This window comes from Nonomuraea sp. NPDC005650 (genome assembly GCF_040605375.1).
Lineage (GTDB): Bacteria > Actinomycetota > Actinomycetes > Streptosporangiales > Streptosporangiaceae > Nonomuraea.
The window spans coordinates 1-25,449 of the sequence record NZ_JBEXCR010000013.1 but is presented as its reverse complement, the minus strand read 5'-3'; the positions used below and the strand labels follow the sequence as shown (position 1 = coordinate 25,449).

Annotated in this window: 23 protein-coding genes; 14 read left to right on the top strand and 9 right to left on the bottom strand. The window is 72.2% G+C overall.

Going from position 1 to position 25,449, the window contains the following annotated elements; all coding sequences use genetic code 11:
* Window positions 1-84: 84 nt before the first annotated feature.
* Window positions 85-1,038 carry an aldo/keto reductase gene (locus tag ABZS69_RS22880; protein ID WP_355375753.1) on the bottom strand — a complete coding sequence of 318 codons (954 nt, stop codon included), beginning with the start codon at window positions 1,036-1,038 and terminating at the stop codon, window positions 85-87.
* 9 nt (window positions 1,039-1,047) lie between these two features.
* The gene (locus ABZS69_RS22875) at window positions 1,048-2,277 is read right to left on the bottom strand and encodes a cytochrome P450 (RefSeq protein WP_355375750.1); all 1,230 of its coding nucleotides are present in this window, start codon (window positions 2,275-2,277) and stop codon (window positions 1,048-1,050) included.
* A 248-nt stretch (window positions 2,278-2,525) separates the two neighbouring features.
* Here ABZS69_RS22875 and ABZS69_RS22870 point away from each other — a divergent pair, with 248 nt between their 5' ends.
* Genes ABZS69_RS22870 through ABZS69_RS22850 form a run of 5 tightly spaced genes read left to right on the top strand, consistent with a single transcriptional unit; the run spans window position 2,526 to window position 10,904 of the window.
* The gene (locus ABZS69_RS22870; RefSeq protein ID WP_355375748.1) at window positions 2,526-4,064 is read left to right on the top strand and encodes an FAD-dependent monooxygenase; all 1,539 of its coding nucleotides are present in this window, start codon (window positions 2,526-2,528) and stop codon (window positions 4,062-4,064) included.
* The gene (locus ABZS69_RS22865) at window positions 4,057-4,929 is read left to right on the top strand and encodes a phytanoyl-CoA dioxygenase family protein (RefSeq protein WP_355375746.1); all 873 of its coding nucleotides are present in this window, start codon (window positions 4,057-4,059) and stop codon (window positions 4,927-4,929) included. The genes ABZS69_RS22870 and ABZS69_RS22865 overlap by 8 nt, the downstream gene beginning before the upstream one ends.
* 60 nt (window positions 4,930-4,989) lie before the next feature.
* Complete coding sequence (locus tag ABZS69_RS22860; RefSeq protein ID WP_355375743.1) at window positions 4,990-6,039, top strand: ketoacyl-ACP synthase III family protein; 1,050 nt, start codon at window positions 4,990-4,992, stop codon at window positions 6,037-6,039.
* Window positions 6,040-6,084: 45 nt separating this feature from the next.
* Window positions 6,085-7,146 (top strand): ketoacyl-ACP synthase III family protein, encoded by a 1,062-nt coding sequence (locus ABZS69_RS22855; RefSeq protein ID WP_355375741.1) that lies wholly within the window; start codon window positions 6,085-6,087, stop codon window positions 7,144-7,146.
* The gene (locus tag ABZS69_RS22850) at window positions 7,146-10,904 is read left to right on the top strand and encodes an acyltransferase domain-containing protein (RefSeq protein ID WP_355375739.1); all 3,759 of its coding nucleotides are present in this window, start codon (window positions 7,146-7,148) and stop codon (window positions 10,902-10,904) included. The genes ABZS69_RS22855 and ABZS69_RS22850 overlap by 1 nt, the downstream gene beginning before the upstream one ends.
* 102 nt (window positions 10,905-11,006) lie before the next feature.
* On the opposite strand, the gene ABZS69_RS22845 is transcribed toward ABZS69_RS22850, so the two are convergent.
* Window positions 11,007-11,930: a LysR family transcriptional regulator gene (locus ABZS69_RS22845; RefSeq protein ID WP_355376395.1), complete on the bottom strand. Its 924-nt coding sequence runs from the start codon at window positions 11,928-11,930 to the stop codon at window positions 11,007-11,009.
* Window positions 11,931-11,980: 50 nt separating this feature from the next.
* On the opposite strand from ABZS69_RS22845, the gene ABZS69_RS22840 reads away from it, so the two are divergent.
* The 3 genes from ABZS69_RS22840 (at window position 11,981) to ABZS69_RS22830 (ending at window position 14,529) form a co-directional block, all read left to right on the top strand.
* Complete coding sequence (locus tag ABZS69_RS22840; RefSeq protein ID WP_355375736.1) at window positions 11,981-12,952, top strand: nitrilase-related carbon-nitrogen hydrolase; 972 nt, start codon at window positions 11,981-11,983, stop codon at window positions 12,950-12,952.
* A 65-nt stretch (window positions 12,953-13,017) separates the two neighbouring features.
* On the top strand, window positions 13,018-13,947 hold the full coding sequence (locus tag ABZS69_RS22835) for an alpha/beta fold hydrolase (RefSeq protein ID WP_355375733.1): 930 nt from the start codon (window positions 13,018-13,020) through the stop codon (window positions 13,945-13,947).
* A 78-nt stretch (window positions 13,948-14,025) separates the two neighbouring features.
* Window positions 14,026-14,529, top strand: coding sequence for a hypothetical protein (locus tag ABZS69_RS22830; protein ID WP_355375730.1), 504 nt, complete (start codon window positions 14,026-14,028; stop codon window positions 14,527-14,529).
* Between the two features lie 8 nt (window positions 14,530-14,537).
* Here the strand turns inward: ABZS69_RS22830 and ABZS69_RS22825 are convergent, their stop codons facing one another.
* The 5 genes from ABZS69_RS22825 to ABZS69_RS22805 form a co-directional block, all read right to left on the bottom strand.
* Complete coding sequence (locus tag ABZS69_RS22825; protein WP_355375727.1) at window positions 14,538-15,386, bottom strand: hypothetical protein; 849 nt, start codon at window positions 15,384-15,386, stop codon at window positions 14,538-14,540.
* Window positions 15,373-15,726, bottom strand: coding sequence for a hypothetical protein (locus ABZS69_RS22820; RefSeq protein WP_355375725.1), 354 nt, complete (start codon window positions 15,724-15,726; stop codon window positions 15,373-15,375). Before ABZS69_RS22820 ends, ABZS69_RS22825 begins: the two co-directional genes overlap by 14 nt.
* Window positions 15,723-16,889: a YcaO-like family protein gene (locus ABZS69_RS22815; RefSeq protein ID WP_355375723.1), complete on the bottom strand. Its 1,167-nt coding sequence runs from the start codon at window positions 16,887-16,889 to the stop codon at window positions 15,723-15,725. Before ABZS69_RS22815 ends, ABZS69_RS22820 begins: the two co-directional genes overlap by 4 nt.
* On the bottom strand, window positions 16,886-18,247 hold the full coding sequence (locus tag ABZS69_RS22810) for a TfuA-like protein (protein WP_355375720.1): 1,362 nt from the start codon (window positions 18,245-18,247) through the stop codon (window positions 16,886-16,888). Before ABZS69_RS22810 ends, ABZS69_RS22815 begins: the two co-directional genes overlap by 4 nt.
* 231 nt (window positions 18,248-18,478) lie before the next feature.
* Window positions 18,479-19,675 (bottom strand): MFS transporter, encoded by a 1,197-nt coding sequence (locus ABZS69_RS22805; protein ID WP_355375718.1) that lies wholly within the window; start codon window positions 19,673-19,675, stop codon window positions 18,479-18,481.
* 37 nt (window positions 19,676-19,712) lie between these two features.
* Here ABZS69_RS22805 and ABZS69_RS22800 point away from each other — a divergent pair, with 37 nt between their 5' ends.
* Window positions 19,713-20,294 carry an XRE family transcriptional regulator gene (locus ABZS69_RS22800; protein ID WP_355375716.1) on the top strand — a complete coding sequence of 194 codons (582 nt, stop codon included), beginning with the start codon at window positions 19,713-19,715 and terminating at the stop codon, window positions 20,292-20,294.
* 38 nt (window positions 20,295-20,332) lie between these two features.
* Here ABZS69_RS22800 and ABZS69_RS22795 read toward each other — a convergent pair whose 3' ends face one another.
* Window positions 20,333-20,809: a MarR family winged helix-turn-helix transcriptional regulator gene (locus ABZS69_RS22795; protein ID WP_355375713.1), complete on the bottom strand. Its 477-nt coding sequence runs from the start codon at window positions 20,807-20,809 to the stop codon at window positions 20,333-20,335.
* Between the two features lie 102 nt (window positions 20,810-20,911).
* Here ABZS69_RS22795 and ABZS69_RS22790 point away from each other — a divergent pair, with 102 nt between their 5' ends.
* The 5 genes from ABZS69_RS22790 to ABZS69_RS22770 all read left to right on the top strand — a co-directional run bounded on the left by ABZS69_RS22790 (window position 20,912) and on the right by ABZS69_RS22770 (window position 25,323).
* Complete coding sequence (locus ABZS69_RS22790) at window positions 20,912-22,678, top strand: FAD-binding protein (protein WP_355375710.1); 1,767 nt, start codon at window positions 20,912-20,914, stop codon at window positions 22,676-22,678.
* Between the two features lie 136 nt (window positions 22,679-22,814).
* Window positions 22,815-23,855, top strand: coding sequence for a hypothetical protein (locus ABZS69_RS22785; RefSeq protein ID WP_355375707.1), 1,041 nt, complete (start codon window positions 22,815-22,817; stop codon window positions 23,853-23,855).
* 41 nt (window positions 23,856-23,896) lie between these two features.
* Window positions 23,897-24,280, top strand: a complete 384-nt coding sequence (locus ABZS69_RS22780; RefSeq protein WP_355375705.1) for a hypothetical protein — start codon at window positions 23,897-23,899, stop codon at window positions 24,278-24,280.
* Window positions 24,281-24,346: 66 nt separating this feature from the next.
* Window positions 24,347-24,667, top strand: coding sequence for a hypothetical protein (locus ABZS69_RS22775; protein ID WP_355375703.1), 321 nt, complete (start codon window positions 24,347-24,349; stop codon window positions 24,665-24,667).
* On the top strand, window positions 24,601-25,323 hold the full coding sequence (locus ABZS69_RS22770; RefSeq protein ID WP_355375700.1) for a hypothetical protein: 723 nt from the start codon (window positions 24,601-24,603) through the stop codon (window positions 25,321-25,323). Before ABZS69_RS22775 ends, ABZS69_RS22770 begins: the two co-directional genes overlap by 67 nt.
* Window positions 25,324-25,449: the final 126 nt, after the last annotated feature.

Here is a 25,449-nt window from a genome sequence, read left to right as displayed (position 1 = left end):
ACCGAGCGGGCGCGGCTTCCACGGTGATCGTCCACGGCCGGCCGGCCGGGTCGTCGCCGCGGAAGCCGCCTCTCTGGCGAACCTTCAGGAGAGCGGCGCCAACCCGGTGAGCTCGGCCAGCTCCTCCTCGGTCGGCTCCCAGCCGCCGGCGGCCGCGTTGGCCCGGACCTGCTCCGGGGCGGTGGCACCGGCGATCACCGATCCGCAGCCGGGCAGCGCGGCCAGCGCGCCGATGGCCACGTCCAGGAGAGACCGGTCGTGCTTGTCGGCCCAGGACGTCAGCGCCTCCACCCGGTCCAGCTTCTCCGGCGTGACGAGGTGGGGTCGCTCCGCGAGCCGGCTCCCTGCCGGGGGCTCCTGCCCGCGCCGCACCTTCCCCGTCAGCAGCCCATGGGCCAGCGGGAAGTACGGCAGCACGCCGACCCCGTAGTGCAGGGCCGCCGGCACCACCTCGCGTTCGGCGCCGCGATCCAGCAACGACCAGTGGTTCTGCGCCGACACGAACGGCGCGCACCCCCGCGCGCGGGCCACGTGCGCGGCCTCGGCGATCTGCCAGCCCGCGAAGTTGGAGCTGCCGAGATAGCGCACCTTGCCCTCGCGCACGAGCTCGGTCAGGGCGTCCAGCGTCTCCTCGATCGGGGTGACGCCGTCGGGGAAGTGGTACTGGTAGAGGTCGATGTAGTCGGTACGCAGGCGGCGCAGCGACCCCTCGACCGCTCGCCGGATGTACGACCGGCCGCCCAGCGTCCCGCCCGCCTCGCCTCGCTCGTGGTCGGGGCGGTCGCCGGGTCTGCCGAACTTGGTGGCCAGCACCACCTGGTCCCGCCGGCCGGCCAGCACCTCGCCGAGGATCTCCTCGGAGGCGCCGTGCACCGCGCCGTACGCCTCGGCGGTGTCGAAGAGCGTCACGCCCTCCTCGATCGCCGCGTCCACCACCTCCCGGGTGCGGGTCGCGTCGATGCGCGAGCCGATGTTGTTGCAGCCCAGGCCGACCACCGACACCCGCAGGCCCGAGTCGCCCAACGTCCTGTACCGCATGATCCGAAATCACCTTTCGCTCGGACGGTCCACCGGAGCGGCGCCCCAGGTGACCGGCAGGCGGTCCACCCCGTACACCGCCATGCGGTCACGGGTCGGCACCTCGGCCGCCGGAACGGCCAGGCGCAGGTCGGGAAAGCGCTCGAAGAGCGCGGTCAGCGCGATGCGGAGCTCGGCCCGTGCGAGCTGCTGGCCGAGACACTGGTGGATGCCGTGCCCGAACGCCAGGTGCCCGCTCGCGGAGCGGGACAGGTCCAGGGTGTCCGGGTCGGGGAACCGCTCCGGGTCCCGGTTCGCGACCGGCAGCGCGAGCACCACGGTCTCGCCGGCCGCGATGACCTGGCCGCCGAGCTCGACGTCGGCCAGCGCGGTGCGCCGTACGTCGAACTGGAGGATCGACAGATACCGCAGGAGCTCCTCGACCGCCGGTCCGGCGAGTTCGGGGTCCGCGGTCAGGCGGGCTCGCTGGACCGGGTCGGTCAGCAGCACGAACGTCCCGAGCGAGAGCATGCTCGACGTGGGCAGATGGCCGGTGGCCAGCAGCACCATCCCGAGGTTGGTGAGCTCGTCGTCGCTCAGGTCGCCGGTCGCCACGGCGTGCGCCAGCAGCCCGTCGTCCGGCGGGCCGGATCCGGCGCGCAGGCGCTTGAGGAGGCCGCGTACCGTCTCCGTGATCGACATCACGGCCTCGGCGGTCTGCCCCGGCGTGGAGTCCAGGTCGTTCATCACCGCCGTGGCCGCCTGGATCGGGTGCCGGTCCCGCGCGGGGACGCCGAGCAGCTCGCAGATGACCAGTGCCGGAATCGGAACGGCGAACGACGCGACCAGGTCGGCGGACGGCCCGTCGCCGGCCATCGCGTCGAGCGTCCGCGCGGTGTACCGCCGGATCGCGGGCGTCAGCTCGGCGACGCGGCGGGACCCGAAGTGGCGGCTCAGCAGGCGGCGGTACCGGGTGTGTTCCGGCGGGTCCATGTGAGGGAAGATCCCCGGCTCCGCGGGGGTCGGCCGTTCGTGCGCGCGCTCGCGGCCGACCGGCTGGTGCAGCAGCTCGCGCCGGGTGCTGAAGCGCGGGTCCGCCAGGATGGCGCGGGTGACGGCGTACCCGGTCGCCACCCAGCCCACGTGCCCGTCCGGATAGGCGAGCCGGCTGAGCGGGGCTCGCTTCCGCAGCTCGACGGGCGGGTCGAAGGGATTGGGCCGGTCGGTCTCCAATGGCTGGGCCTTCCGCCCGTCGGTCATCCGGCAACCTCCCACCTGCGTGCCGGCCCGGCACGCCGTTGATCATCGGCGGTGATGATTATGCATGGTGAGTCCGAAAAATGACACTACTAGCCATTTATGGATCATCCGATTAGCATCGGCGCTGACCGCCCGGACACCCATCTGTCAACGCTCAGGTTGCGAACCGCCGTGCGTATCGCCGGCCCGTGATTGGCGACCCTGCAGCTCTTTCAGCAGTCTCGTTCCCTCCTCCAGCAGAGGTGTTAATGGCGTTTCCGCATGCACAGGTCGTGGTCGTCGGCGCGGGGCCGGTGGGGCTCATGCTCGCCTGTGAGGTGGCCCTCCACGGCGTTCCGGTGGTGGTGCTCGAACGGCTTCCCGCGATCGAATGGCGTCCGAAAGCCGAGGGCATCACCGGACGGGCCATCGACATCATGGACCGTCGCGGTCTCATGGTCGGGGTCACCGAGGCTCCCGCCATGCCGCTGACGGCAGCGCAGGAGGCACGCATCGCCGAGGGGGAGCGGCGGCCCGACAGCCTGCTCCCCAAAGCGTTCCCCGGCGCGCGGCATTTCGCCACCATGTTCCTGCTCCGCCCGGAGTCTCCCGACCTGCTGGTGCCCCAGCAACTCCTGGAGGAGGACCTGGCCCGGCGAGCGGCGGACCTGGGCATCGAGGTACGGCGCGGCCACACGGTCACCGGTCTCACGCAGGACGACGACCGGGTGCGCCTCGACGTCGACGGCCCGGACGGGCCGTACCGGATGGAGGCGGACTGGCTGGCCGGCTGCGACGGCGGCCGGAGCGTGGTCAGGAAGCTGTCGGACATCGCCTTTCCCGGGACGGACGGCGTCACGTCCGGATACCGGGCCTTCGCCGAGATCGACGACCCCGGGTTCCACCTTCCCGGCTGGTTCCGCAAGGACGGCGGGCTCCTGGTGTACGAGGAGAGACCGCCCCGGTTCATCACGCTGGAGTTCGACGGCCCGCCGGCGAACCGGGACGCCCCCATCACGCTGGAGGAGTTCCAGGAGGCGCTGCGCCGGCTCAGCGGCACCAAGGTGACGGTCACCGAGGTGAAGAAGATCACCCGGTTCACCGACAACGCGCGGCAGGCCGAGACGTACCGCAGCGGGCGGGTGCTGCTCGCCGGCGACGCGGCGCACGTGCACTCGCACTGGAGCGGCCCGGGACTGCGGCTCGGGCTGGGAGACGCCCTCAACCTCGGCTGGAAGCTCGCCGCGGTCGCGCGCGGCTGGTGCCATGAGGACCTGCTCGACACCTATACCTCCGAGCGGCACCCGATCGGCGCGCAGACGCTGGAGATCCAGCGTGCCTCGATCGCGTTGATGCGCCCCGGCCCGTACGTCGACGCCCTGCGCCGGCTGCTCACGGAGCTGCTGCTCCGCGACGAGGCGAACCGGCAGCTCACCTCCCTGGTCGACGACCTGCACATCAGCTACGACATGGGCGACCCGGCGCTGACCGGCCCGCTGGCCGGGCGATACAGCCCGGATCTGCGGCTGCGGTGCGCCGACGGCCCCGTACGGCTCGCGGAGCTGCAACGCACCGGGCGGGCGCTGCTGCTCGACCTCGGCGCCGGCCCCGAGCTGCGTGCGCTCGCCGAACCCTGGGCCGACCGGGTCGACGTGGTCACGGCCGAATGCGACGAGGCCCCGGCGGACGCCCTGCTGATCCGGCCGGACGGCTTCGTCGCCTGGAGCCCGCCCGCCGGCCCGGCGTCGCTGCGGGGCGCCCTCACCCGATGGTTCGGCCGCCCGGACAGGAGGCTCGCGAATGAGTGATCCCAAGCTGACCACCCTGCCCGCGTCGACGCCGCTCGACGAGGCGATCGACGTGGTCGAGCGGGACGGAGCGGTGATCATCGAGGACTTCGCCGAAGCCGGCACGCTCCGCGGCCTGTGGGACGACCTGGGCGCGGATCTGGAACTCCAGGCGGACGGCGACGGGCGGCTGGTCGGCGAGAAGACCCGCATCCTGCCGGGCCTGATCCGCCGGAGCCGGCACTCGATCGCGATCATGCGGCAGCCGCACTTCCTCGGCAGCGCGCGGCACTTCCTGCAGCGCCCGGTGAAAGCCTGGCTCGGCGAGCAGCGCGTGGAGCTGGTCCCGACGATCCAGCTCGGCATCTCGCGGGCGATCCAGATCAGGCCCGGCGTGCCGATCCAGGGGCTGCACCGGGACGACACGGCCCACCTCCGTTCCCACCCGGGTCCGGAGAGCCGGGTGCAGGTCATGGTCGCCGCCAGCGAGTTCACCGCGCTCAACGGCGCCACCCGCGTGATCCCGGGAAGCCACCGCTGGGACGACGAGCGGGCGCCCCGCGACGACGAGGCGGTCCCCGCCGAGATGCGGCCCGGCGCCGCGCTGCTGTGGCTCGGCAGCACCTACCACGGCGCCGGCGTCAACGCCTCCGACGCGCCGCGCACCGGCCTGTCGTACGCCTACGACCTCGGCAACCTCCGCCAGGAGGAGAACCACTACCTGTCCCTGCCGCTGGACACGGTCCGCGGCTACCCCGAGGACATCCAGCGGCTGCTCGGCTACGAGGCCTGCCCGCCCATGTGCGGGCTGTACGAGCTGAGCGATCCGATGCTGCTGCTGCGCGACGGGCCGGACAGCCCCGCCGCGACGGCCGGCCCCCAGTGAGGTCCGGCGGGAGGTCCGCCGGCCTTTCGTGTCACCGCGCCCCGCGCTGAAGGAGGACGGATGCGCACACCCGACATCTACCTGCGCAGTATCGGCGTCCATCTGCCGCCGGTGGTCAGCGTCGAGACAGCCGTCGCCGAGGGCCGCTACCCGGCCGACGAGATGGAGTACTTCCGCCTCGGCGGTGCGGCGGTGGCCGGCGACGTACCGGCGCCGGAGCTCGCGCTCCGCGCGGCCCGGCACGCGTTCGAGCGCTCCGGCGGAATGACGCCGCGCGACCTCGACCTCATGCTGTACGCCGACGTCTGGCACCAGGGGCCGGAGGGCTGGCAGCCCCAGTACTACCTGCAGCAGCACCTCATCGGCGGCGGCGTGCTGTCCGTCGAGCTGCGGCACGGGTGCTGCGGGATGTTCAGCGCCCTGCAGCTCGCCGCCGGCTACCTGCGACCGGGCGGCAGCGCGCTGCTGGTCGGCGCCGACAACCACGGCACCCCGCTGGTCGACCGGTGGCGCATGATCGAGGGCAACGTGATGGGCGACGCCGGGTGCGCGCTGCTGCTCACCACGGACACGGGCTTCGCGGAGGTGCGCTCGGTCAACGTGACCGTGATCCCGGAGGCTGAGTCGGTCAACGACGGCGGCGTGCCGATGTTCCCGCCGGACGCGACCGTGGGCCGGCCGCTCGACTTCGCCGCCCGCAACCGCGAGTTCCGCAAGCGGCTTTTCGACCGCGACGGCGCCGGCGTCATGCTGACGATCCAGACGACGCTGATGGGGCTGGTCGACCGCACGCTCGAGGAGGCGGGGATCACCCTCGACGAGGTGGCGCGGGTGGCCTTCCCGCACGGGCGCTGGGACGACCTGGAGCACCGGGGGGTGAACTGGTTCGGGCTGACCCTGGCCGACACCACCTGGGAGTACGGCGCGAGCGTCGGGCACCTCGGGGTCAGCGACCAGTTCGTCGCCCTCGACCACCTGCTGTCCGTCGGGGCGCTGGCCCGCGGCGACTACATGCTGCTCGTCGGGCTGGGCGCCGGCACCACCATGGCCTGCGCCGTCCTGCGGATCCTCGACGTCCCCCGGGAGTACGCCCCCGACGGGCCCGGCTGAGCAGGCGCGCATCGACGATCGAGTTCGACCAGCCCGGGAGGCGGCATGGAGACGGCGGACATGTACATCAGCGGGGTCGGCTCGTACCTCCCGGACACGGTGAGCGTCGAGCGGGCCGTGGCGGCGGGCTGGTATCCGGCCGAGGAGGTCGAGCTGCACCGGCTCGCCGCGGTCGCGGTGGCCGGCGACGTCCCGCCGCCGGAGATGGCGTTACGGGCGGCGCGGAGCGCGGTGGCCCGAAGCGGGCGTTCCCCCACCGAGCTGGACCTGCTGCTGTACGTCTCGACCTGGCATCAGGGCCCCGAAGGATGGCCGCCCCAGTCGTACGTGCAACGCCATCTGGTCGGCGACGGCGTCCTGTCCACCCAGCTCAAGCAGGGCTGCAACGGCATGTTCGCCGCCCTGGAGCTGGCCGCGAGCTACCTGCGCGCGGCGCCCGGCCGTCAGGCGGCGCTGCTGGTGGCCGCCGACAACTACGGCACCCCGCTCGTCGACCGCTGGCGGATGCTGCCCGGGGCCGTCGCCGGTGACGCGGGCAGCGCCCTCGTGCTCGACACCGAGCCGGGGTTCGCCCGGCTGGCGGCGGTCTGCACGATGTCGGTGTCGGAGGCCGAGGAGATGCACCGCTGCGCCGAGCCGCTGTTCCCGCCCGGCGTCACCGAGGGCCGCACGGTGGACTTCGCGGCGCACAACGACGTGTTCCGGCGGCGCGCGGTGGCCGAGGGCGACGGGACCGGGGTGCTCGTGACGCTGGACGAGCGGATGGCCGAGGTGATCGACCGGGCCCTGTCGGAGGCCGGGATCAAGGCGGACGACGTGACCCGGGTGGCGTGCATGAACACCTCCCAGGAGATCGCCGACCAGATCTGCGAGCACAGGCTGGGCATCCCGGCGTCCCGCTCGGTCTGGGACTTCGGCCGGACGATCGGCCACTGCGGGGCCAGCGACCAGGTCCTCGCGCTGGAGCGCCTGGTCCGCGACGGCGCCCTCGGACCCGGCGACCACCTGCTGATGTTCGGCTTCGGGCCGGGCGTGACGATCTCGGGCGCTGTCGTGGAGATTCTCGAGTCGCCCGTGTGGGCGCGCGGACGGGGAGGTGACGGGTGATGGATCGACCGGTCGAGATGATCGCGCTGATCGGGATCGGGTGCCGGCTGCCGGGCGGCGTCGGCTCGGCGGAGGAGTACTGGAACCTGCTGAGCGAGGGCCGGGGCGCCGGTGGACCGGCGCCCGCCGACCGCTGGCGCGACTACGCCGACCGCGGCCCGTCGTACGCGGCGGCGGTCCGCCGCACCCTCGCGTACGGCAACTTCCTGGACGGGGTGGCCGACTTCGACGCGGAGTTCTTCGGGCTCTCGCCGCGCGAGGCGGAGCTGATGGACCCGCAGCAGCGGCTCGTGATGGAGACCGCGTGGGAGGCGCTGGAGCACGCCGGGGTGTCGCCGGACGCGCTGGCCGGCACGGACGCGGGCGTGTACGTCGGCGTCTGCACCGGCGACTACGGGCACCGGCTGCTGGAGGACCTGCCCGACATCGAGGCGTGGACCGGGATCGGCGCCGCCGGCTGCGCGGTGGCCAACCGGGTGTCGTACGCGCTCGACCTGCGCGGCCCGAGCCTGGCGGTGGACACGGCGTGCTCGGCGTCGCTGGTCGCCGCCCACCTGGCCGTGCAGGCCCTGCGGGCCGGCGAGACCGACGTGGCGCTGGCCGGCGGGGTCAACCTCATCCTGTCCCCGGGCGAGACGCTCACCCTGGACGCCGCGGGCACCCTGGCGCCGGACGGGCGGAGCAAGTCGTTCGACGCCGCCGCCGACGGGTACGGGCGGGGCGAGGGCGCGGTGGTCGTGGTGCTCAAGCGGCTCGCCGACGCCGTACGGGACGGCGACCGGATCCTCGCGACCATCCGCGGCAGCGCGGTCAACCAGGACGGCCGCACCGCGGGCATCATGGCGCCGTGCGGCCAGGCGCAGGAGCACGTCATGCGCCGCGCGTTGCGGCAGGCGGGCGTCGAGCCGGGCACGGTCGGCTACGTCGAGGCGCACGGCACCGGCACCGCGGTCGGCGACCCGCTCGAAGCCGGCGCGCTGGGCGCCGTGTACGGGGCGGGCAGGCCGGCGGAGCAGCCTTGCCTGATCGGCTCGGCCAAGTCCAACATCGGTCACCTCGAAGGCGCCGCCGGCATCGCCGGCCTGGTCAAGGCCGTCCTGGCGCTCGAACGCGGCGAGATCCCGCCGAGCCGGCTCGACACGCCCAATCCGGCCGTCGACTGGCAGGGCGCCGGGTTGCGCGTGGTCGACGCGCCGACGCCGTGGCCCGGCACCGGGCATCCGCGCCGGGCCGCGGTCTCCGCCTTCGGCTACGGCGGCACCGTCGCCCACGTCGTCCTCGAAGAGGCGCCGCCGGCACGGCCGTCTCCTGAAGGGGGCGCGGGCCGGCTGTACCCGGTGTCGGCCGCGTCGCGCCCGGCGCTGCGGCAGGCCGCCGGCAACCTCGCCGGCGTCGTCGGCCGCCTGCCGGTGGCCGACGTCGGGCACACGCTCGCGCTGCGCCGGGCCCACCTGCCGCACCGGGCGGTGGTGGCGGCGCAGGATCCGGCCGCGCTGGCAGAGCGGCTGCGCGCCCTGTCGGCCGGCACCCCGCACGACGCCGTGACCACCGGGCGGGTGCTCATCGACCCGGGGCCGGGCCCGGTGTTCGTGTTCTCCGGGCACGGCTCGCAGTGGGCCGGCATGGGCAGGGAGCTGCTGGAGACCGAGCCGGCGTTCGCCGCGGTGATCGACGAGCTGGAGCCGGTGTTCGCCGCCGAGATCGGCTTCTCGCCGCGGAAGGCGCTCACCGAGGACGAGCTGACCGAGGTGGACCGGATCCAGACCATGATCTTCGCGATGCAGCTCGGCCTCGTCGAGCTGTGGCGCGCGTACGGGGTGCGGCCGCACGCGGTCATCGGCCATTCGGTCGGCGAGATCGCCGCCGCGGTGACGGCCGGGGCGCTGAGCCGCCTCGACGGGGCCCGGCTGATCTGCCGGCGGTCCCGGCTGCTGCGGCGGGTCGCCGGTAGCGGTGCGATGGCCATGGTGCAGCTGCCGTTCGCCGAGGCGGCGCGGCTGCTGGGAGAGCGTGCCGACGTGGTCGCCGCGATCGCGTCGTCGCCCGGCTCCACGGTCGTCTCCGGCGATCCGGACGCCGTCGCGGAGGTGCTGGCCGGCTGGCTCGAACAGGGGATCCCGGCCCGCCGGGTCGCCTCGGACGTGGCCTTCCACGGGCCGCAGATGGATCCGCTGCTGGCCGACCTGACCGCCGCCGCGGCCGACCTGGCGGCCGGCGTCCCCGGCCTGCGCGTGTACTCGACGGCGCTGGACGATCCACGGGCGAGCCACGACTTCACCGGCGCTTACTGGGCGGCCAACCTGCGCCGGCCGGTGCGCCTGGCCGACGCCGTCGCGGCGGCCGCGGAGGACGGATACCGCGCGTTCGTCGAGATCTCCCCGCACCCCGTGGTCACCCACTCGGTGCTGGAGACGCTGGGCGCGGGCGGGCACGAGGAGGTCTTCGTCGGCGCGTCGCTGCGGCGGAACCGTCCCCCGAGCGTCACCCTGCCGGCCAGCGTGGCCGCGGCGCACTGCGCCGGCCTCGACGTGGACTGGCAGCGGCTGCAGCCGGCCGGCGGCCCGGTGGTGCTCCCCGCCTACCCCTGGCAGCACCGCAGGCACTGGCGTACGCCGTCGGCCCCGGACACCGCCGGCCGCGGCCACGATCCGGACACGCACACGCTGCTCGGCGACGGCGTCGATCTCGCGGGCACCGACGTACGGCTCTGGCGGACCGGCGTGGACGACCAGACGCGGCCCTATCCCGGCAGCCACGCCATCGAGGGCGTGGAGATCGTGCCGGCGGCGGTGCTCGCGGCGACCTTCTTCGCCGCGTCCGGAGGCCGGATGCTCGGCGAGGTGACGATGTCGGCGCCGCTGCTGACCGCCGACCGCCGTGAGGTCCAGGTCGTGCGGCAGGGAACCGAGCTGCGGCTGGCCGCCCGTCCCGCGGGCGAACCGGACGCCGCCTGGCAGCTGATCGCCACCGCCACGGCGCCCGCCACGCCGGGGGAGGCGCCCGTGCCACCGGCGCACCCGCTCACGCCGGCGGAGCCGGGCCTGGTCGGACAGCGGCTCGCCGCGGTCGGCGTACCGGAGACCGGGTTCGACTGGACGGTCGAGGAGCTGCTGCGCGGCCACGGCGCGCTGCGGGCCCGGGTACGGTGCGGGCCGGCCGCCACGTGGGCGCCCGTCCTGGACGCGGCGATGTCGGTGGCGCCGAGCGCGTTCCCCGGCGACCCGCTGCTTCGCATGGTGACGCACGTCGATCGGCTGGTCACGGTCGGAGAGCCGCCGAGCACGGTGGACATCGAGGTGTGGCTCGACCCCGAGCTCGGCGACACGGTGCAGGTACGGGTGACCGCCGGCGCCGGCGCCGTCGTCGGCTGGCTGTCGGGGCTGCGATACCCGGTGATCGACGTGCCGGCGGCCACGGAAAATGGCGCGGAGAACGGCGCCGAAGGCGTGCGGCCCGCCGAGTCGATCGCCGAGCTGGGGCCGGCGGAGCTGCGCGCGTTCCTGATCGAGGAGGTCGGTGCGCAGATCGCCAAGGAGATGCGGCTGGCGCCCACCGACCTGTCGCCGCACCGGCCGCTGGTCGAGCAGGGGCTGGACTCGGTGCTGACGGTGGTGGTGCGGCGGCGGCTGGAGAAACGGTTCCGATGCTCGCTGCCGACGACCCTGCTGTGGCGGCAACCGACCGTCGCCGCGGTCTCCGACTACATCGCCGGGCTGGTGTCGGCCTCGGGCGGCAACGGGAGCAACGGCGCGGGATAAGGCGCGGGCACCGGCGCAGGGTGAGGCGCGGGCGTCGGCGCGAGGTGAGGTGCGCGCGTCGGCGCTGGGCGAGGCGCCCTCGCTATCCCGGGACGGCCCTCGCTATCTCGGGACGGGTGTCTCGCAGTCGCAGACCAGGCGGTGCAGCCAGGCGTGGGCGGGGTCGCCGGCCACGGTGGTGTGCCAGATCGCGCTGACGGTGTACCGGGGCATGGGCAGGGGCGGCTCGGTGACCGTCAGGCCCAGGGCGTCGGCGTAGACGGCGGCCGCGTGGGTGGGGAGGGTGGCCAGGGCGGGCACGGTGGCGAGTTGGAGGGCGGCGCCGGCGAAGTGGGTGGTGGCGGCGATCACCCGCCGGGCCAGCCCCCGCGCCTCCAGGAGGTCGTCCACGATGCCGCGGCGGCCGTCGTAGGAGACCAGCAGGTGGGGGAGGGTGAGGAAGTCGTCCAGGCCGAGCGGGGTCGTCAGCGGCAGCAGGCGGGGATTGAACAGGCAGCTGTAGCCGGAGGCGAACAGGTCCCGGGTGCGGTGGTCGGGGCCGTGCGCGGGAGCGGCGGCGATGCCGAGGTCGATCTCGCCGCGGTCGAGCATGTCGGCGACGGTGTTGCGGTTGGCCTGCCGGACCGCGATCCGGATCCCCGGAAGGCCGGCCGTGGCGCCCAGCAGCCGGGGCAGTAGGGCGGCCTCCAGGTCGTCGGACATCCCCAGGGTGAACACGTGCCGGGCGGTGGCCGGGTCGAAGCGGTCGCGGCCGGTGACGGCGCTCTGGATCAGTCCGAGAGCCGGTTCGATGCGGCGGGCCAACTCGACCGCGCGGCGCGTGGGCTCGATGCCGGTACGGGTGCGGGTGAACAACTCGTCGTCGAAGAGCCTGCGCAGCCGGCCGAGAGCGGCGCTGACCGCGCCCTGGCTCAGATGCAGGGCGGCGGCGGCCCGGGTGACGCTGCCCTCGCGCATCAGGGCCGCGAAGACCACCAGCAGATTCAGGTCGGCCTTCCGGAATTCACTCTCATAAATGTCGATCATCACGGATATCAGTTTGCTCGATGATTCGAGGGGTTCCTAGCCTCGTTGTCATGACATCTCCGCACTCTGCCGCCGCCGCGGACGCCGGGCCGCGCCGCCGTACCGTGACCGCTGCCGTCGTCCAGGCGGCCGCCCCGCTGTTCGACACGCCCGCCGCGCTGACCCGCGCCGAGGAACTCATCCGGGAGGCGGTCACCGGCCGCGGCGCGGAGGTCGTCGTGCTGCCCGAGGCGTTCCTCGGTGGCTACCCCAAGGGGCTGGACTTCGGCATCACGGTCGGCAGCCGCACCCCGGCCGGCCGTGAGCTGTTCCGCCGCTACCACGCCGCCGCCGTCGACGTCCCCGGCCCCGAGGTCGGCGCCCTGGCCGCCCTCACCCGCGAACTCGGCTGCCACGCCGTCGTCGGCGCGGTCGAACGCCAGGGCGGCACCCTGTACTGCGTGGCTCTCTTCTTCGGCCCCGACGGCTACCTGGGCCTGCACCGCAAGCTCATGCCGACCGCCGCGGAACGCTACCTGTGGGGCCAGGGCGACGGCTCCACCCTGCCCGTCATCGACACCGGGACCGCCCGCCTCGGCGCGGGCATCTGCTGGGAGAACTACATGCCGCTGTTCCGTACGGCCATGTACGCCAAGGGCGTCGACCTGTGGTGCGCGCCGACCGTGGACGACCGCGGCGCCTGGGAGGCCACCATGCGGCACATCGCCCTGGAGGGCCGCTGCTTCGTCCTGAGCGCCAACCAGTACCTGCGCCGCGACGCCGTACCCGCCGACCTCCACCCCGTCCAGGGCGACGCGCCCGACACCGTCCTGATCGGCGGCGGCTCCATGATCGTCTCCCCGCTCGGAGAGGTCATCGCCGGCCCGCTGCGCGACGGCGAAGGCATCCTGACCGCCGAACTCGACCTCGACGACCTCACGCGCGCCCGCTTCGATTTCGACCCCGTCGGCCACTACGCGCGCCCCGACGTCTTCACCCTCCATGTCGACGAGTCCGCCCGCACCACCTCCGCGCCGAGGTGACTCTGAGCAGTCGACGATGACTTTCTGTAGCCTCTCTTGTGGGTTCCGCGGAGAGGTCGGCGCATATGAAGCGACTGATGTGGGTCGTCGTCACGGTGATGGTGCTCAGCCTGGAGTCGCCGGCTTCGGCGGGGGCGTCCGGGCCGTCGCTGCCCGTCCTGTACTCGGGGGTGCTGGCGCTGGCGCACGCGTCCTTGAACCCCGGCGCCGACCCGGCGGGCGCCAACGACTGGGCCTGCCGCCCGTCGGCCGCGCATCCGCGCCCGGTGGTGCTGGTGCACGGCACGCTGGCGAACATGACCATCACCTGGTTCACCCTCTCCCCGCTGCTGCGCAACCAGGGCTACTGCGTCTTCGCCTTCAACTACGGGCAGGAGGGCGCGCTGCCGGGCCTCGGCCTGCCGGGCGCGAGCCGGCCCGGCGGCGTGGCGCGCGTCGACAGGTCGGCGGGGGAGCTGGCCGCCTTCGTCGACCGCGTGCTGCGGGCCACGGGAGCCCGCGAGGTGGACGTCGTCGGCCACAGCCAGGGTGGCATGATGCCGCGCTACTACCTGAAGTTCCTCGGCGGCGCGCGCAAGGTGGGCACGCTCGTGGGGCTGGCCCCGCCCAACCACGGCACCACGATCCACGGCCTGTCGCGAATCCCCGGTGTGCCGGAGCTGATCGCCACGGCCGGCGGGCAGGCCGTACGCGATCAGATCGCCGGTTCGGCGCTGCTGCGCAGGCTGAACGAGGGCGGTGACACGGTGCCGGGCGTGCGGTACACGGTCATCGCCAGCCGCCTCGACGGGGTCGTCACCCCGTACGCCTCGGCGTTCCTGGACGGCCCGCGGGTCACCGACATCGTGCTGCAGAAGCAGTGCCCGCTGAACATCTCCGATCATCTGGCCATCGCCTACGACGCCCGAGCCCTGCACCTGGTCACGAACGCTCTCGACCCCGCGCACGCCACTCCCGTCGACTGCCGGCTGACGCTGCCCGTCAACGGCGGCTGACCGCGATGAGCAGGCGGGCACCGACCTCCCGGCCGGCCGCCCGTGCGCGGCACCGCGCGATGCGCGATCATGTGACCCATGTCGGCCCCCCAGGACGCGCCCGCAGCCGCGTCGCCGGAAGAAGCGTCCGGATTTTCGCGAACCGCGCGCCGGATCGGCTGCCTGGCCTTCCCGTTCGTGTTTTTCGCGCTGCTCGCGGCGATCGTCACCACGCCCTTCTGGATCAGCGACTATCGGCTGGCGCGCATGGTGGACCGCGTCCAGGGGTATCCGCTGCCGCCCGGGGCGGAGTTCGGGTCCTTCGACCCGCAGGTCGAGGTGAGCGGCGGCGACTCCGGCGACTGCTGGTACACCATCCGTTTCGAGCTCTCCACCGACCGGCCCGTCCAGGAGGTGCTGACCTACTACCGCCAGGCGAGGATCGAGGATCCCGACGGAGACCTCGACGACCTCTCGATCGCGGCCTGGACCTTGTTCGACGAGCCCGGCGGCGAGGCAGCCGAGAGCTCTGACACAAACGTGCTGATCATCGATCTGGACGGCACGTACTCCGCCACCTTGGCGGAGCTGCGCTGCTGGTGAGGCCAGAGCTATTGGGCGAACACGATGTAGCTGGACACCGTTCCCAGCGAGAATCCGATGAGATGCCGGGGCAGCAGGATCATGAATGCCAGATGCATGACGACGCCGGCCGCGGCGGCGTACGGAAACAGCGCCGGCGTCAACAGCCCGATCGGCAGCGCCACTTCGAGGACGATCACCGCCACGGCGATCACCCGCCATCGGCGCACCGCCGTCTCGTCGCCGCCGCCGAACAGTCTGAGAAAAACGCCCGGGTAGTAGAACTCCCGATAGCGGAGTCTCTCCTGGGCCCGAGCGGTGAAGTCGACATATTGGGCCAGGATCAGCCCGCTCATGAAATGCGTGGAGCGGGTTTTCTGCCAGGCGCTGTTCCAGTACAGGTCGATGGTGATGAGGACGACAAGGAACTGCGCCCAGGTGTTGGCGTCGCTCATCCGGTGGATGACCGTGAAGCCCTCTCCCAGATTGCCGGCCACCAGCATGCACGCCACCATCATCCCGAGATAGACGGTGTTGGATCGGAGCTCGTACTGCAGCTCGAACAGCAGCCCGGCCAGCACCACCACGGCCGCCGCCTTGGGCAGGATCCCCGCGACGAGGAGGGCCGCGGCGATCACTCGGATGCACAGGACCGGCCGGTACACGGCGGCGACCAGGGCCGCCCTTCGAGCACCCAGGCGACATTCGAGGTCGTACCGGCCGAAGGTGCCTTGCGCCATTCGCGACCACGCGCCGTGCGTGAACCACACCGCGAACTTCATCAAGCAGGCCAGGCCCACCCCCATGCGGAAATACTGCAGGTGCGCCTCGTCGGTGGGCGTCGAGAACAGCGAGATGGCGGCGTCAAAGAACCACATGGCCGTCTTCGATCCGGATCGGCCGGGTGCCGGCCACGTTCATGATGGTGCCCTCGCCCGACACCTGCGTGTACGTCCGCTCCAGGTACGCCGCCATCCGTTCGAGCCGCCGTACGGTGACCGCCGGGCCGTGTGACGGCGTGAGGTCCAGGGCGTTGACGACGTGCCGCCGGCCGGCGGCGTCATACCCGGTGAACTCGAACGTGATGTAGCTGCCGCGCGTGAACATCGCCCAGCTGAACACCCGCCCCACCGGCTGGAAGAACCCCACTATCACCATCCGTACCAGCAGGAAAGCCGTGAACGTCAGCTGCGCGATGCCGATCCACGTCGTCGTCAAGGCTCCTCCGGCGGGAATTCGGGACCGCCGTCCGGGTGCATGCGACCCGCGTCCAACGCGGCGCCGGGCACGATCACCTTGACCACGGCGAAGTCCGCATCCGTGCTCAGGTCCACCACCAGCGGCTCCCCACCGAACCCGGCGGCCGCCGCGGCGGCCACCCACGCCAGCTCCTCGGACAGGTCGGTGAAGTCGCCGACCGGCCTGGCGGACAGCCGCGCCCACGGAAGCGGGGCCGGCGCCGGTTCGGGGCGTCCGTCGGCGCCGGCGCTGACGTGGTCGTACACGGGCGCCTGGTCGTCGCGGCTGCCGGCGATCGCGGTCAGGCGGCTCTGCGCGGCCTCGGTGAGCGCCCGCGAGAGCGCGACCTCGGGGGCCAGGTGCGCGCCGGCGCCGAGCGTGACGACCGGAAAGTCCGGGCTCCACAGCTCGGCGGTGAAACACGGCACGCCGGTGACGCTCGGCGCGTGCACGAGCCGCAGCTCGACACCGGCGGCCCGGATTCGATCGATCATCGCCGCGCAGGCGTCGTCGCCGATGGAGTCGGGGTCCACGAAGGCGCGCCGGCCGGCACGCGGCGACAGGCTCACGGCGTCGCGCTCGATCACCTCGTACAGCGCGTGCAGGACGGCCTCGTCGTAGTCGTTGCCGGAGGCCAGCCCGTTGCTGGTGGCGTGGATCCCGGGAGGCGTCCAGCCCCGGCGCTGCGGAGTGGCGAAGGCGATCAGGTCCGACGGCACCGGCGTACGCCGTCCGCTGATCAGCCCCACCGCATCGGTCCAGTCCAGGATGGTCGCCTCGGTCACCAGGCTGCCCGGCTCGCGGCGCAACCCGTCGAGTTCGTACGGCAGGTCGAGCGCGGCAGCGGGTGCGGCACGGTGGGTGATCGGCGGGAGAACGGTCTCCGCGTGCCACAGCTCGATGCTCTCCATGACCGCCGACACCCTGGCCGGCGTCAGACTCTGTCCCTTGCCCTGCGACACGCTCAGCGTCCTCGACAGCGGCCGGACCGCCATCACGACGGGGATGCCGATGACGTCCAGGCCGGTCACGTCGGCGACGCGGGTGATGCCGAAGCGCGCGAGCTTCGGCGAGATCAGGTCCCACGTGTGGTCAGGGTGCCGCGCCCGGTGGGTGCCGTCCATGAAGGTTTTGGCGGTCATGCGCCCACCGCCATGAAGTGGCCGCGCAGATAGAACGGGCGAACCGCCTGCACGGCGTCCCGGAACGTCCGGAATCCCCGATCCCGCGCCGCCGCGACCAGCGCGGCGCCGTCGTCTTCCCCCCAGACCTCGGACAGGTGGGCACGCAGCGTGACATACCTGAGGTAGTCGAGGCCGCGGCCCGGCTCCCACGTGGACACCTCGGCGTTGATCGCGTAGCACTCGGCGACGAGGCGGCGCTCTGCCGTGGTGATGGTCGTACGCTCATCGCTCACCAGGTCGTGAATGCCGCGGGAGGGCTTGTGGGACCGGATGAGAATCGTCAGCAACGCCTCATCGGGTGAGAGCCGATCGGCCTCGGCCGGCGTCAGCCATTCCGCGCGCTGCGCCGCGGTCACCGACTCAGCCGTGAGGCCCCGCGCCGCCACCGCCGAAAGGACTTTTGCCGGCGACCTGCTTCCCGCGATGGACGTGAAAACGTGATCGCGCCGGCGCCGCGGGAAATCCCGATCGTAAATCTGCCGGTGCCGCACCACGCCGGCGTCTCCCACGTGGATGCCCTCGACTTCCGCACCACGGAAGGCGGCGTGCCAGTCATAGAGGAACCGGGTTCGCCAGCCCGTCGACGCGATCCAGTCATGGGCCCGCGGGTCGGGCGCCGCGAAAGAGTCGAGCCGCAGCAATGTCCCGACCGCGTCCGCCGCCTTCAGATCGGCATGCTGAGGATTGTCGGCGAGGAAATTCCGGACGGCGGCCACGCCGTCCGCCTGCGGGGCGATCGCCTGCCAGGTCCGAGCCGGGTACGGCAGCGCTCGCATCGCCGCGACCATCGTCCCGGCCTGCCCCGACGACACGGCCCCCGCCCTTTCGGCGGCGGCGACCGCGTGCCGGACATTCACCAACGGCAAACTGAGGCTGCGATATTCAGGACCTTCCGTGTGGGCCACGGCCACCTCGTCGTCGGCGTCGATCAGGCCGTCGCGGTACATCTCGTAAACCCGTCCGCTGCCTGCCATGCCGTACGGATGCAGTTCGGCCGCCCGCAGTGCGCCCATGCTCGCGCAGCCGACCACCGTCACCCCGGCGGAGAGCAGGTGCAGGATCTCCTTGTGCCGGACCGAGGCCCGCTGGTGGTAGTAGCCATCGATGACGACCACGATGTCACCGGGCGAAGGCGACAACCGAAGCAGATCACCGTGCTGCACGGGTGGATGCACGACCGCGCTGCCGCCGGCGGCTTGGAGCACCTCGCCCGGCGGCAACGTCGGCCCCACGAACACATGAGTAGTCAACCGGTTCCCCCCAGGAAGGGCGTCGTGCCCCGGCTCATGACGCGGCCCGGGCACGACCTCGGCCATCAGATCGACGTCATCACTCGTGCTTCAGGGCGCTGGAGGAGACCGCGGCGGACTTCTTGTCGAAGATCTCCGTCAGCCGGGCCTTCTCCTTCAGGCCGACCACTCGCTTGATCAGATCCTTCATGTGGTCCTCCTCATCGCTTTTGGCATTTCAAACGGAAGGTACCTATTGAGGCTGTCGTCCCCATGTCGTTGCCCTTTCGCCGGAGAGGTGGGGACGGCTCGCGTACGTCAAGGTCGTGCCCGCACCAGCACCGCGGCCGCCCCCGCCCCGGCGAACAGGATGGCCAGCGCCGCCCACATCCAGCCGCCCGCCAGGTCCAGCAGACCGGTGATGAGCACCGGCCCCAGGACATAACGCCCCACGGAGCGGCCCATCCCGTACGCGGAGATGTACTCGGCGCGCCGGTCGGACGGCGCCAGCGCATAAGAGACGGTCCACGCCGCCGGAACCGACAGCAGCTCCCCGGCCGTCAGCAGCACGATCGCGACGACGAGCAGCGCCAGAGGCGCGACCCGGCCCGCACCCCAGAACGCCAGGCACGCCCCGATCATGAGCACCGCTGCGGCCAGCTGGCAGCGACGGGCCGCGGCGACGGTCGCGGTCAGCCGCGCGGCCGGCACGAGCAACACCATGCCCAGCACCGTGTTGATCGCATACAGCACGCCGAGCCAGCTCTCCGGCAGGCCGGTCGCCCTGGCCAGCCAGAGCGGGAAGCCGAGGTTCAGCACGGGCAGCCAGAGCTGGAGCACGCCGTCGACGGCGGCCGCCGCGAGCAGCCGCCGATCCCGCAGCGCCGCGAACCGCCGCTCCTGCGGCACGGCCCGCCCACCGGCCTCCCGCACGGTGGCTCCCCGCCCACCGGCTCCCCGCCCACCGGCTCCCCGCACGGTGGCGAGCATGGCCGCCACCACGACGAACGCCCCCGCGTTGGCCAGCAGAACGCCGGTGAACACCCCGGCCCCCGCCAGCAGCCCGCCCAGCGGCCCGCCCACGGAGATGCCGAGGTTGGCCAGCGTCCGATAGAGGGCCAGGACCCGCACCCGCCGCTCCCCTTCGGCCAGCTCGGCCACGTACGCCTGCGTCAGGGAGGCGATCGCCTGGTCGGCGACGGTCACCACGGCGACCGCGGCCAGGAACCCCCACCACTCGCCGACCAGCACGTAGGAGGCCGTGCCCGCCGCCCGCGCCAGGTGGAGCACGACGATCGCACGCCGCGCGCCGATGCGGTCGGCCACCCGCCCGATCGGCACGGCCCCCGCCATCGCCGCCACCCCGGCGATCCCGGTCCCCACCCCGACCTGCGTCGCGGACAGGCCGACGACCTGGGTGAAGTACACGGCGGAGAACGCCAGGAACAACCCGCCGCCCAGGTAGTCGACGAAGCCGGCGCCTAAGAGCCTGCGGAGTGCAGTATCTTGCGTCATACACACAACATTATGGACTTTGCTGGAGAATCGCATCATGAGCGATCCCGCCGACGCCGTCGGGCACACCCTCGCCGCCAACCTCCGCGCGGCCCGCCAGGCCAGAGGCTGGCGACTGGAAGACCTCGCCGCCCGCTCAGGCGTCAGCCGGGGAATGCTCCAGCAGATCGAGACCGCCCGCACCAACCCGAGCATCGCCACGCTGGCCAGGATTAGCGCGACCCTCGGCATCTCCATCGGCGAGCTCGTGGAACCACCCGAAGAGCTCGGCAAGGTCGCCAGGGCGAGCGAGGCGGTGCCACGCAACCAGGGCCGGGCGCGACTGCTCATCAACGACAACCGCCCGCCGTTCTCCGAACTGTGGGAGTTCCGGATGCCGCCCGGCGAGGAGATCCGCACCGAGGCCCACCCCGAGGGCACCAGAGAGCTCATCCACGTGCACGAAGGCACGCTGGTGGTGACCGTGGGCGGCGCCGAGTTCACCGTCCCGGCCGGCGACGCGCTGCGCATGCGCGGGGACCGGGCCCACGCCTACCTCAACCCCGGGCCGGGGCCCGTACGGCTGACCATGGTGGTGATCTACGGCGGGATGCGCGACCCCCGCTACACCGACCTCTGACGCACCCCTACGTGCCGGCCGGCGGTCACCCCGCGCCTTCATTCATCGAACGACACATTCGGGGGCTTGTCGCCGTGATGTTCGATGACGCGGATGAGCAGGTCGATCAGGTTCCGGCGGTCGGCCTCGGGCAGCGGGGCGAGGAACTCGTCCTGGGCGGCGGCGAGTAGCCGGTCGAGGTGGGTGAGCTGCTTCCGGCCCGCCTCGGTGATGGTGACGATGTTGCGCCGGCGGTCTTCCGGGTCGGGCGCGCGATCGAGGAGCTGGCGTTCGGCGAGGTCGTTGACGGTCGCCACCATGTCGCTGCGGTCGATGCCGATGCGGCGACCGAGCGCGGCCTGGCTGGCCGGGCCGTACTCCTCCAACGCGGCTAGCAGGGCGTAGTGGTAGCGCCGGACGCCGCCTTGGGCGAGCGCCTGATCCACGATCCGGTTGGCGGTCAGCGCCGCCTGGTTGGTCAACCTGCTCGGCAGCGTACGCAGCCGCTTCGGCGGCGGCCCCTCTGGGGTGTTCACGGGGTCAATCTAGCAAGTTGTTGGCCGCACCCACGATTGTGTGTATTGTTGGCCACGCCAACGTTGGTCAGTCCAACATTTTGGAAAGGGCGGACAACTGACATGCTGAATACGAACTCCGCGGCCGACACGCCTCAGACGCCCACGGGGGTCTGGACCGGTCTGATGCACCATGACGACCGGACCGACTCCTTCACCGTCTCGTTCGCACTTGACGGCACGATTGCGCTGCGCACCCCCCACAGCGTGGGCACCGGGGTCTGGAGCGCGGACCGGCCCGGCGGCTTCTCCTATGAGCTCACCGAGACTCCCGTTCCGGCCGCGGATCACCCGGGACGCGTGCGGATCCAGGTCGAGGCGCACCTGGAGGGGGCCGGATATCGGGGGACCGGCACCGTCAGGGTGCACACCCCCGACGGCGCGCCGGCGCACGCCGCCGCCTCGGCGAAGTTCACCGCCGACCGCCTCGACGGCGGGCCGGCGGCCTGGCATGACGTGGTGAGCCTGGGCGCGCACCTCCGGGGGCGCACGCTCCACCCCGGTGACGAGGGCTTCGAGGAGGCCTGCTCCGGCTGGTTGCTGACGGTCGAACACCGGCCCGCGGCGGTCGTGGTCGCCGCCGACGCCGATGACGTGGCCGCCGCCGTCCGGTTCGCGGCGCAGGCGGGACACCCGGTCGCGGTGCAGTCGACCGGGCACGGCAAGTCGGTGCCCGCCGATGGGGCCGTGTTCATCGCCACCGGTGAGCTGCGCGAACTGTCGGTGGACCCGCGCGCCGGCACCGCGAGGATCGGAGCCGGGCTGCGGTGGGGCGAGGTCGTCGCCGCGGCGGCCGAACACGGCCTCGCGCCCCTGTGCGGCTCCTCCGGCCAGGTCGGGGTGATGGGCTACCTGACGGGCGGCGGTCTCCCGGTGGCCGGCCGTACGTACGGCTTCGCCGCCGACCACGTCCGCTCGCTCGACGTCGTCACCGCGGACGGCCTGCTCCGCACCGTCTCGCCTGCCCAGGAGCCCGACCTGTTCTGGGCGGTACGGGGTGGCAAGAGCAACTTCGGCGTCGTGGTCGCGGCCGAGATCGAGCTGCTGCCGCTGCGCACCGTCTTCGGTGGCCAGCTCCGCTTCCCGGTCGAGGACGCCAGGCAGGCCGCCCATGTGCTCGGCTCCTACCTGGGCTGGGTCAAGGACCAGCCGGAGGAGATGTCGTCCTCGGTGACGCTGATGCGCTTCCCTGATGTGCCGCAGCTGCCCGAGGAGTTCCGCGGCCGCTCGTTGGTGCTGGTCCGGGTGGTCTACGTGGGGGACGGGGAGCAGGGCGCGCGGCTGGTGGAGCCGTTGCGCGCGCTCGGCCCGGAGCAGGACACCTGCGCCGACATGCCGTACACGCAGATCACCGAGATCTACCAGGACCCCAAGGGCCCGGTCTCGACACACCTGCGCAGTGCGCTGTTGCACGAACTGGACGACGAGGCCGTGGCGGAGCTGGTCTCGTTCATCGACCCGTCGAAGCCCGGGGGGCCGTTCCCGGGCATCGAGCTACGTCACCTGGGCGGGGCGCTGAACCGGTCGCCCGGCCGCCCGCACGCGGTCGGCACCCAGGGCGCGGCCTTCCACCTGTGGCTGCGGCTGCCGGCTCCGGCGGGGCAGGCCGGCGCGGCGCGCGAGGCCGCCGGCCAGGTGCTGGAGCGGCTCCGGCGGTGGGACACGGGCGCCATGCTCCCGGGGTTCCTGTTCGACCACGACTCGGCTCCCGAACGCGTCAGACGGGCCTACACCGAGGCGAACTACCGGCGGCTGGCCGAGCTGAAGGCGAAGTACGACCCGAACCAGCTTTTCCGTATCAACCACAACATCCCGCCGGCCAACAGATAGTTCTCGCCCCTCGTATCGAACATGTGATCTATAAACAGTGGCCTACGGGCATCGGCCGTGGTTACGATCTTGGTGCTGGCCGGCCGTGCTGATCGGCCGGCCCTTACCGGACGGAGAATTGCCCTTGAAGCGTGCCATGATCGCGTTAGGCGTCGGCCTGAGCGTGCTGAGCTCCACTGTCGTCGCCCTACCCGCGCAGGCCGCGACCGTGGTGGCGGTCCCGCTGGCCCCGGTCGTGGAGACGGCTCGGGAGGTCGCCAGGTTCTGGCTCGCCGACGACGCCGCCAACCTGCGGAACGCCACGCCGTATACCCTGCGGACCGTGACGGGCGGCGAACGCCTGTCCACCGAGATCGTCCCCGACGGCCCTCCTCAGAGCGTCCCGCCGGTCGAGGCGGAGAACCCGCCGCCCGGGGACCTGCCCGCGACCTCCGGCAAGGTGTTCTTCCTCGGTAGCGACGGCCTGCCGCACTGGTGCACCGGCACCTCCGTGCAGTCGCAGTACCGCAACCTCGTCGCCACCGCGGGTCACTGCATGCTCGACACCGAGGCTCCGGGCGGCGGGCTCGGCAAGTGGGTCTTCGTCCCGGCCTACTCCGAGGGCACGACCCCGTTCGGCCTGTACGTCGGCAAGCAGGGCATCGTCCACTCCGACTTCGACGACATCCGGGATTACGACCGGGACTACGCCTTCGTCACCGTCTACAGCGGAGTCGTCTCCTCTTCCCCGGACGCGCTGACCAGCGTCGGCAGGCTCGGCGACAACGTCGGCTGCCAGGGCGTCGCGGTCAACCAGCCGCTCCCGCCCGCGGCCGACGTCTTCGGCTACCCCGCCGGAACCCACCCCGACGGCACCGGCCCCTATACGGGCCAGACGCTCGAACGGTCGACCGGATCGACGTTCGCGATAAGGCCGACGAATCTGCCCTCCGACCGGCCCGTCGGCGTGGACTCGCCGTTCACCGGCGCAGGCTCGCTCGGGTCGGCGTGGGTGACCGGGTACGCGAGCGACACCCGTACCGGCTATCTCAACGGCCTCACGATCAGCGTCGCCGACACCGACGGCGACAACCGGTACGACACCGGCGTCTCGCCCTACTTCGACACCGAGCTCTTCCTGATCTACCGGGACGCCGCCCGTCGCTGGACCGGCATCATCACGCGCATACCCGGCTGAGCCGCCTGGATGACGAGGTGACTTGCGGCTCCGCCGCATCGGTGGTGGTCGAAGGCGAACGGCATGCCATCGGCCACCACCGCGCCGTCGAACAGGTCCTCGTTCTCGTCCACCGGCCGCTCGGCAGCACTCTGCCGGCCGGGGTCCGCCGTCACAGCCCTTCGTGCGATCCGGGAACCGCTTGCCTCCGGCTTGGCAATAACTGCTGTCATGATTTATCACCGAAAGGCCGCAGCATGAGCGAAGCGAACCGGGCGGATGACGATGACGCCTCCCATATCGAACGCTCCTTGCGTGAGCCGGAAGCCTTCGCCGAGCTGTTCCGTCGGCATGCGCCCAGCATCACCTGGTATGTCACCAGAAGGCTGGGGGTGGACGCCGCCGATGATGTGGTGGCGGAGACGTTCCTGACGACGTTCAGGTAGCGCGATCTCTACGACCGGTCCCGTCCGAACGCCCGCCCGTGGTTGTACGGCATCGCCACCAAGCTGATGAGCCGTCACGTGCGTACGGAGGTGCACCAACTACGCGTCCTCGCACGAACGGGCGCCGATCCGGTGACGGCCCCCTTCACCGACCGCAGCGACGACCGGGTCAGCGCCGAGGCCTCCCGTCGCCGCCTGGCCGGGGCACTGGCGACGCTGCCCGGAGGCCACCGTGACGCGCTGTTCCTGGTCGCCTGGGCCGGCTTCACCTACCCGGAGGTCGCGCATCCCCCGCTCCCCGGCGCGGGCGCCGCACCCGCGTGGTGTTCGCCGGCCTGCTCGCCACCGCCGCGCTCGCCGCTGCGGCCGTCCTGGGCCCGATGCTGATCGATCAGGACTCCCGCCCCACCGCCTACGCCAACTCCGCCATCGAGATCGAACTGCGTGGCGACGAGTACGTGGCCACGATCAAGGACCCGTTCGCCGACCACGCCCTCTACACAGAAGCGTTCAGGGCGATGGGTCTGGACATCGCCTTGGACCTGCGGCCCGCCTCCCCGACGATGGTCGGTGAGGTCTTCCGGCTCGGCTTCGACGGCACGACCGAGAAGGACCGCATCGGCGGCAACCTGGAACCGGAAGGCTGCACTCCCGGGGGGCCCGGCTGCGCCCTCGTCGTCACCATCGCCAAGGGCTTCAGCGGCAAGGGCACGATCTACCTGGGCCGCCCGGCCAAGCCGGGGGAGCCGTACCAGAACAACGCGGACGCCAGGAAGAAGGGCGAATCGCTTGCGGGCTACGACCCGAACGGCCACACGGTCGCCGAGGTCCTGACCGAAACGCGCAAGCGCGGCCTGGAGGTGACGTTCCAGATCATCGAGCCCGCTCCCGACGGGAACGGCTTCTCGATGAACCCGCAGAAGCAGTCGGCCAAGGTGGGCGGCCACTGGATCGTCTGGGCCGCCGAGCCGTACCGGCAGGGCGCGGTACGCCTGCTGGTGTCGGAGAAGCGCGTGGCGAAGAACCCCGTCCACGGAGACTGACCGGCGGGCCGCTCCTGCAGTTCCTTGGAAGTCTGACCCGTAAATCCCGCCTCAGCTGGGCAGGCGGCAGCGAACCCCAGCTGGTGTTCGGCGGGGGTTTGGTGGGCGAGGAAGGTCAGCTTGGGT

Coding starts and splice junctions, on each gene's coding strand:
- ABZS69_RS22875 (WP_355375750.1), bottom strand. CDS start 2,277: ATGACCGACGGGCGGAAGGCCCAGCCATTGGAGACCGACCGGCCCAAT.
- ABZS69_RS22785 (WP_355375707.1), top strand. CDS start 22,815: ATGATCGCGTTAGGCGTCGGCCTGAGCGTGCTGAGCTCCACTGTCGTC.
- ABZS69_RS22775 (WP_355375703.1), top strand. CDS start 24,347: ATGAGCCGTCACGTGCGTACGGAGGTGCACCAACTACGCGTCCTCGCA.
- ABZS69_RS22865 (WP_355375746.1), top strand. CDS start 4,057: ATGAGTGATCCCAAGCTGACCACCCTGCCCGCGTCGACGCCGCTCGAC.
- ABZS69_RS22850 (WP_355375739.1), top strand. CDS start 7,146: ATGGATCGACCGGTCGAGATGATCGCGCTGATCGGGATCGGGTGCCGG.
- ABZS69_RS22800 (WP_355375716.1), top strand. CDS start 19,713: ATGAGCGATCCCGCCGACGCCGTCGGGCACACCCTCGCCGCCAACCTC.
- ABZS69_RS22805 (WP_355375718.1), bottom strand. CDS start 19,675: ATGACGCAAGATACTGCACTCCGCAGGCTCTTAGGCGCCGGCTTCGTC.
- ABZS69_RS22830 (WP_355375730.1), top strand. CDS start 14,026: ATGTCGGCCCCCCAGGACGCGCCCGCAGCCGCGTCGCCGGAAGAAGCG.
- ABZS69_RS22790 (WP_355375710.1), top strand. CDS start 20,912: ATGCTGAATACGAACTCCGCGGCCGACACGCCTCAGACGCCCACGGGG.
- ABZS69_RS22810 (WP_355375720.1), bottom strand. CDS start 18,247: ATGGCCGAGGTCGTGCCCGGGCCGCGTCATGAGCCGGGGCACGACGCC.
- ABZS69_RS22870 (WP_355375748.1), top strand. CDS start 2,526: ATGGCGTTTCCGCATGCACAGGTCGTGGTCGTCGGCGCGGGGCCGGTG.
- ABZS69_RS22845 (WP_355376395.1), bottom strand. CDS start 11,930: ATGATCGACATTTATGAGAGTGAATTCCGGAAGGCCGACCTGAATCTG.
- ABZS69_RS22835 (WP_355375733.1), top strand. CDS start 13,018: ATGAAGCGACTGATGTGGGTCGTCGTCACGGTGATGGTGCTCAGCCTG.
- ABZS69_RS22860 (WP_355375743.1), top strand. CDS start 4,990: ATGCGCACACCCGACATCTACCTGCGCAGTATCGGCGTCCATCTGCCG.
- ABZS69_RS22880 (WP_355375753.1), bottom strand. CDS start 1,038: ATGCGGTACAGGACGTTGGGCGACTCGGGCCTGCGGGTGTCGGTGGTC.
- ABZS69_RS22855 (WP_355375741.1), top strand. CDS start 6,085: ATGGAGACGGCGGACATGTACATCAGCGGGGTCGGCTCGTACCTCCCG.
- ABZS69_RS22840 (WP_355375736.1), top strand. CDS start 11,981: ATGACATCTCCGCACTCTGCCGCCGCCGCGGACGCCGGGCCGCGCCGC.
- ABZS69_RS22815 (WP_355375723.1), bottom strand. CDS start 16,889: ATGACCGCCAAAACCTTCATGGACGGCACCCACCGGGCGCGGCACCCT.
- ABZS69_RS22825 (WP_355375727.1), bottom strand. CDS start 15,386: ATGTGGTTCTTTGACGCCGCCATCTCGCTGTTCTCGACGCCCACCGAC.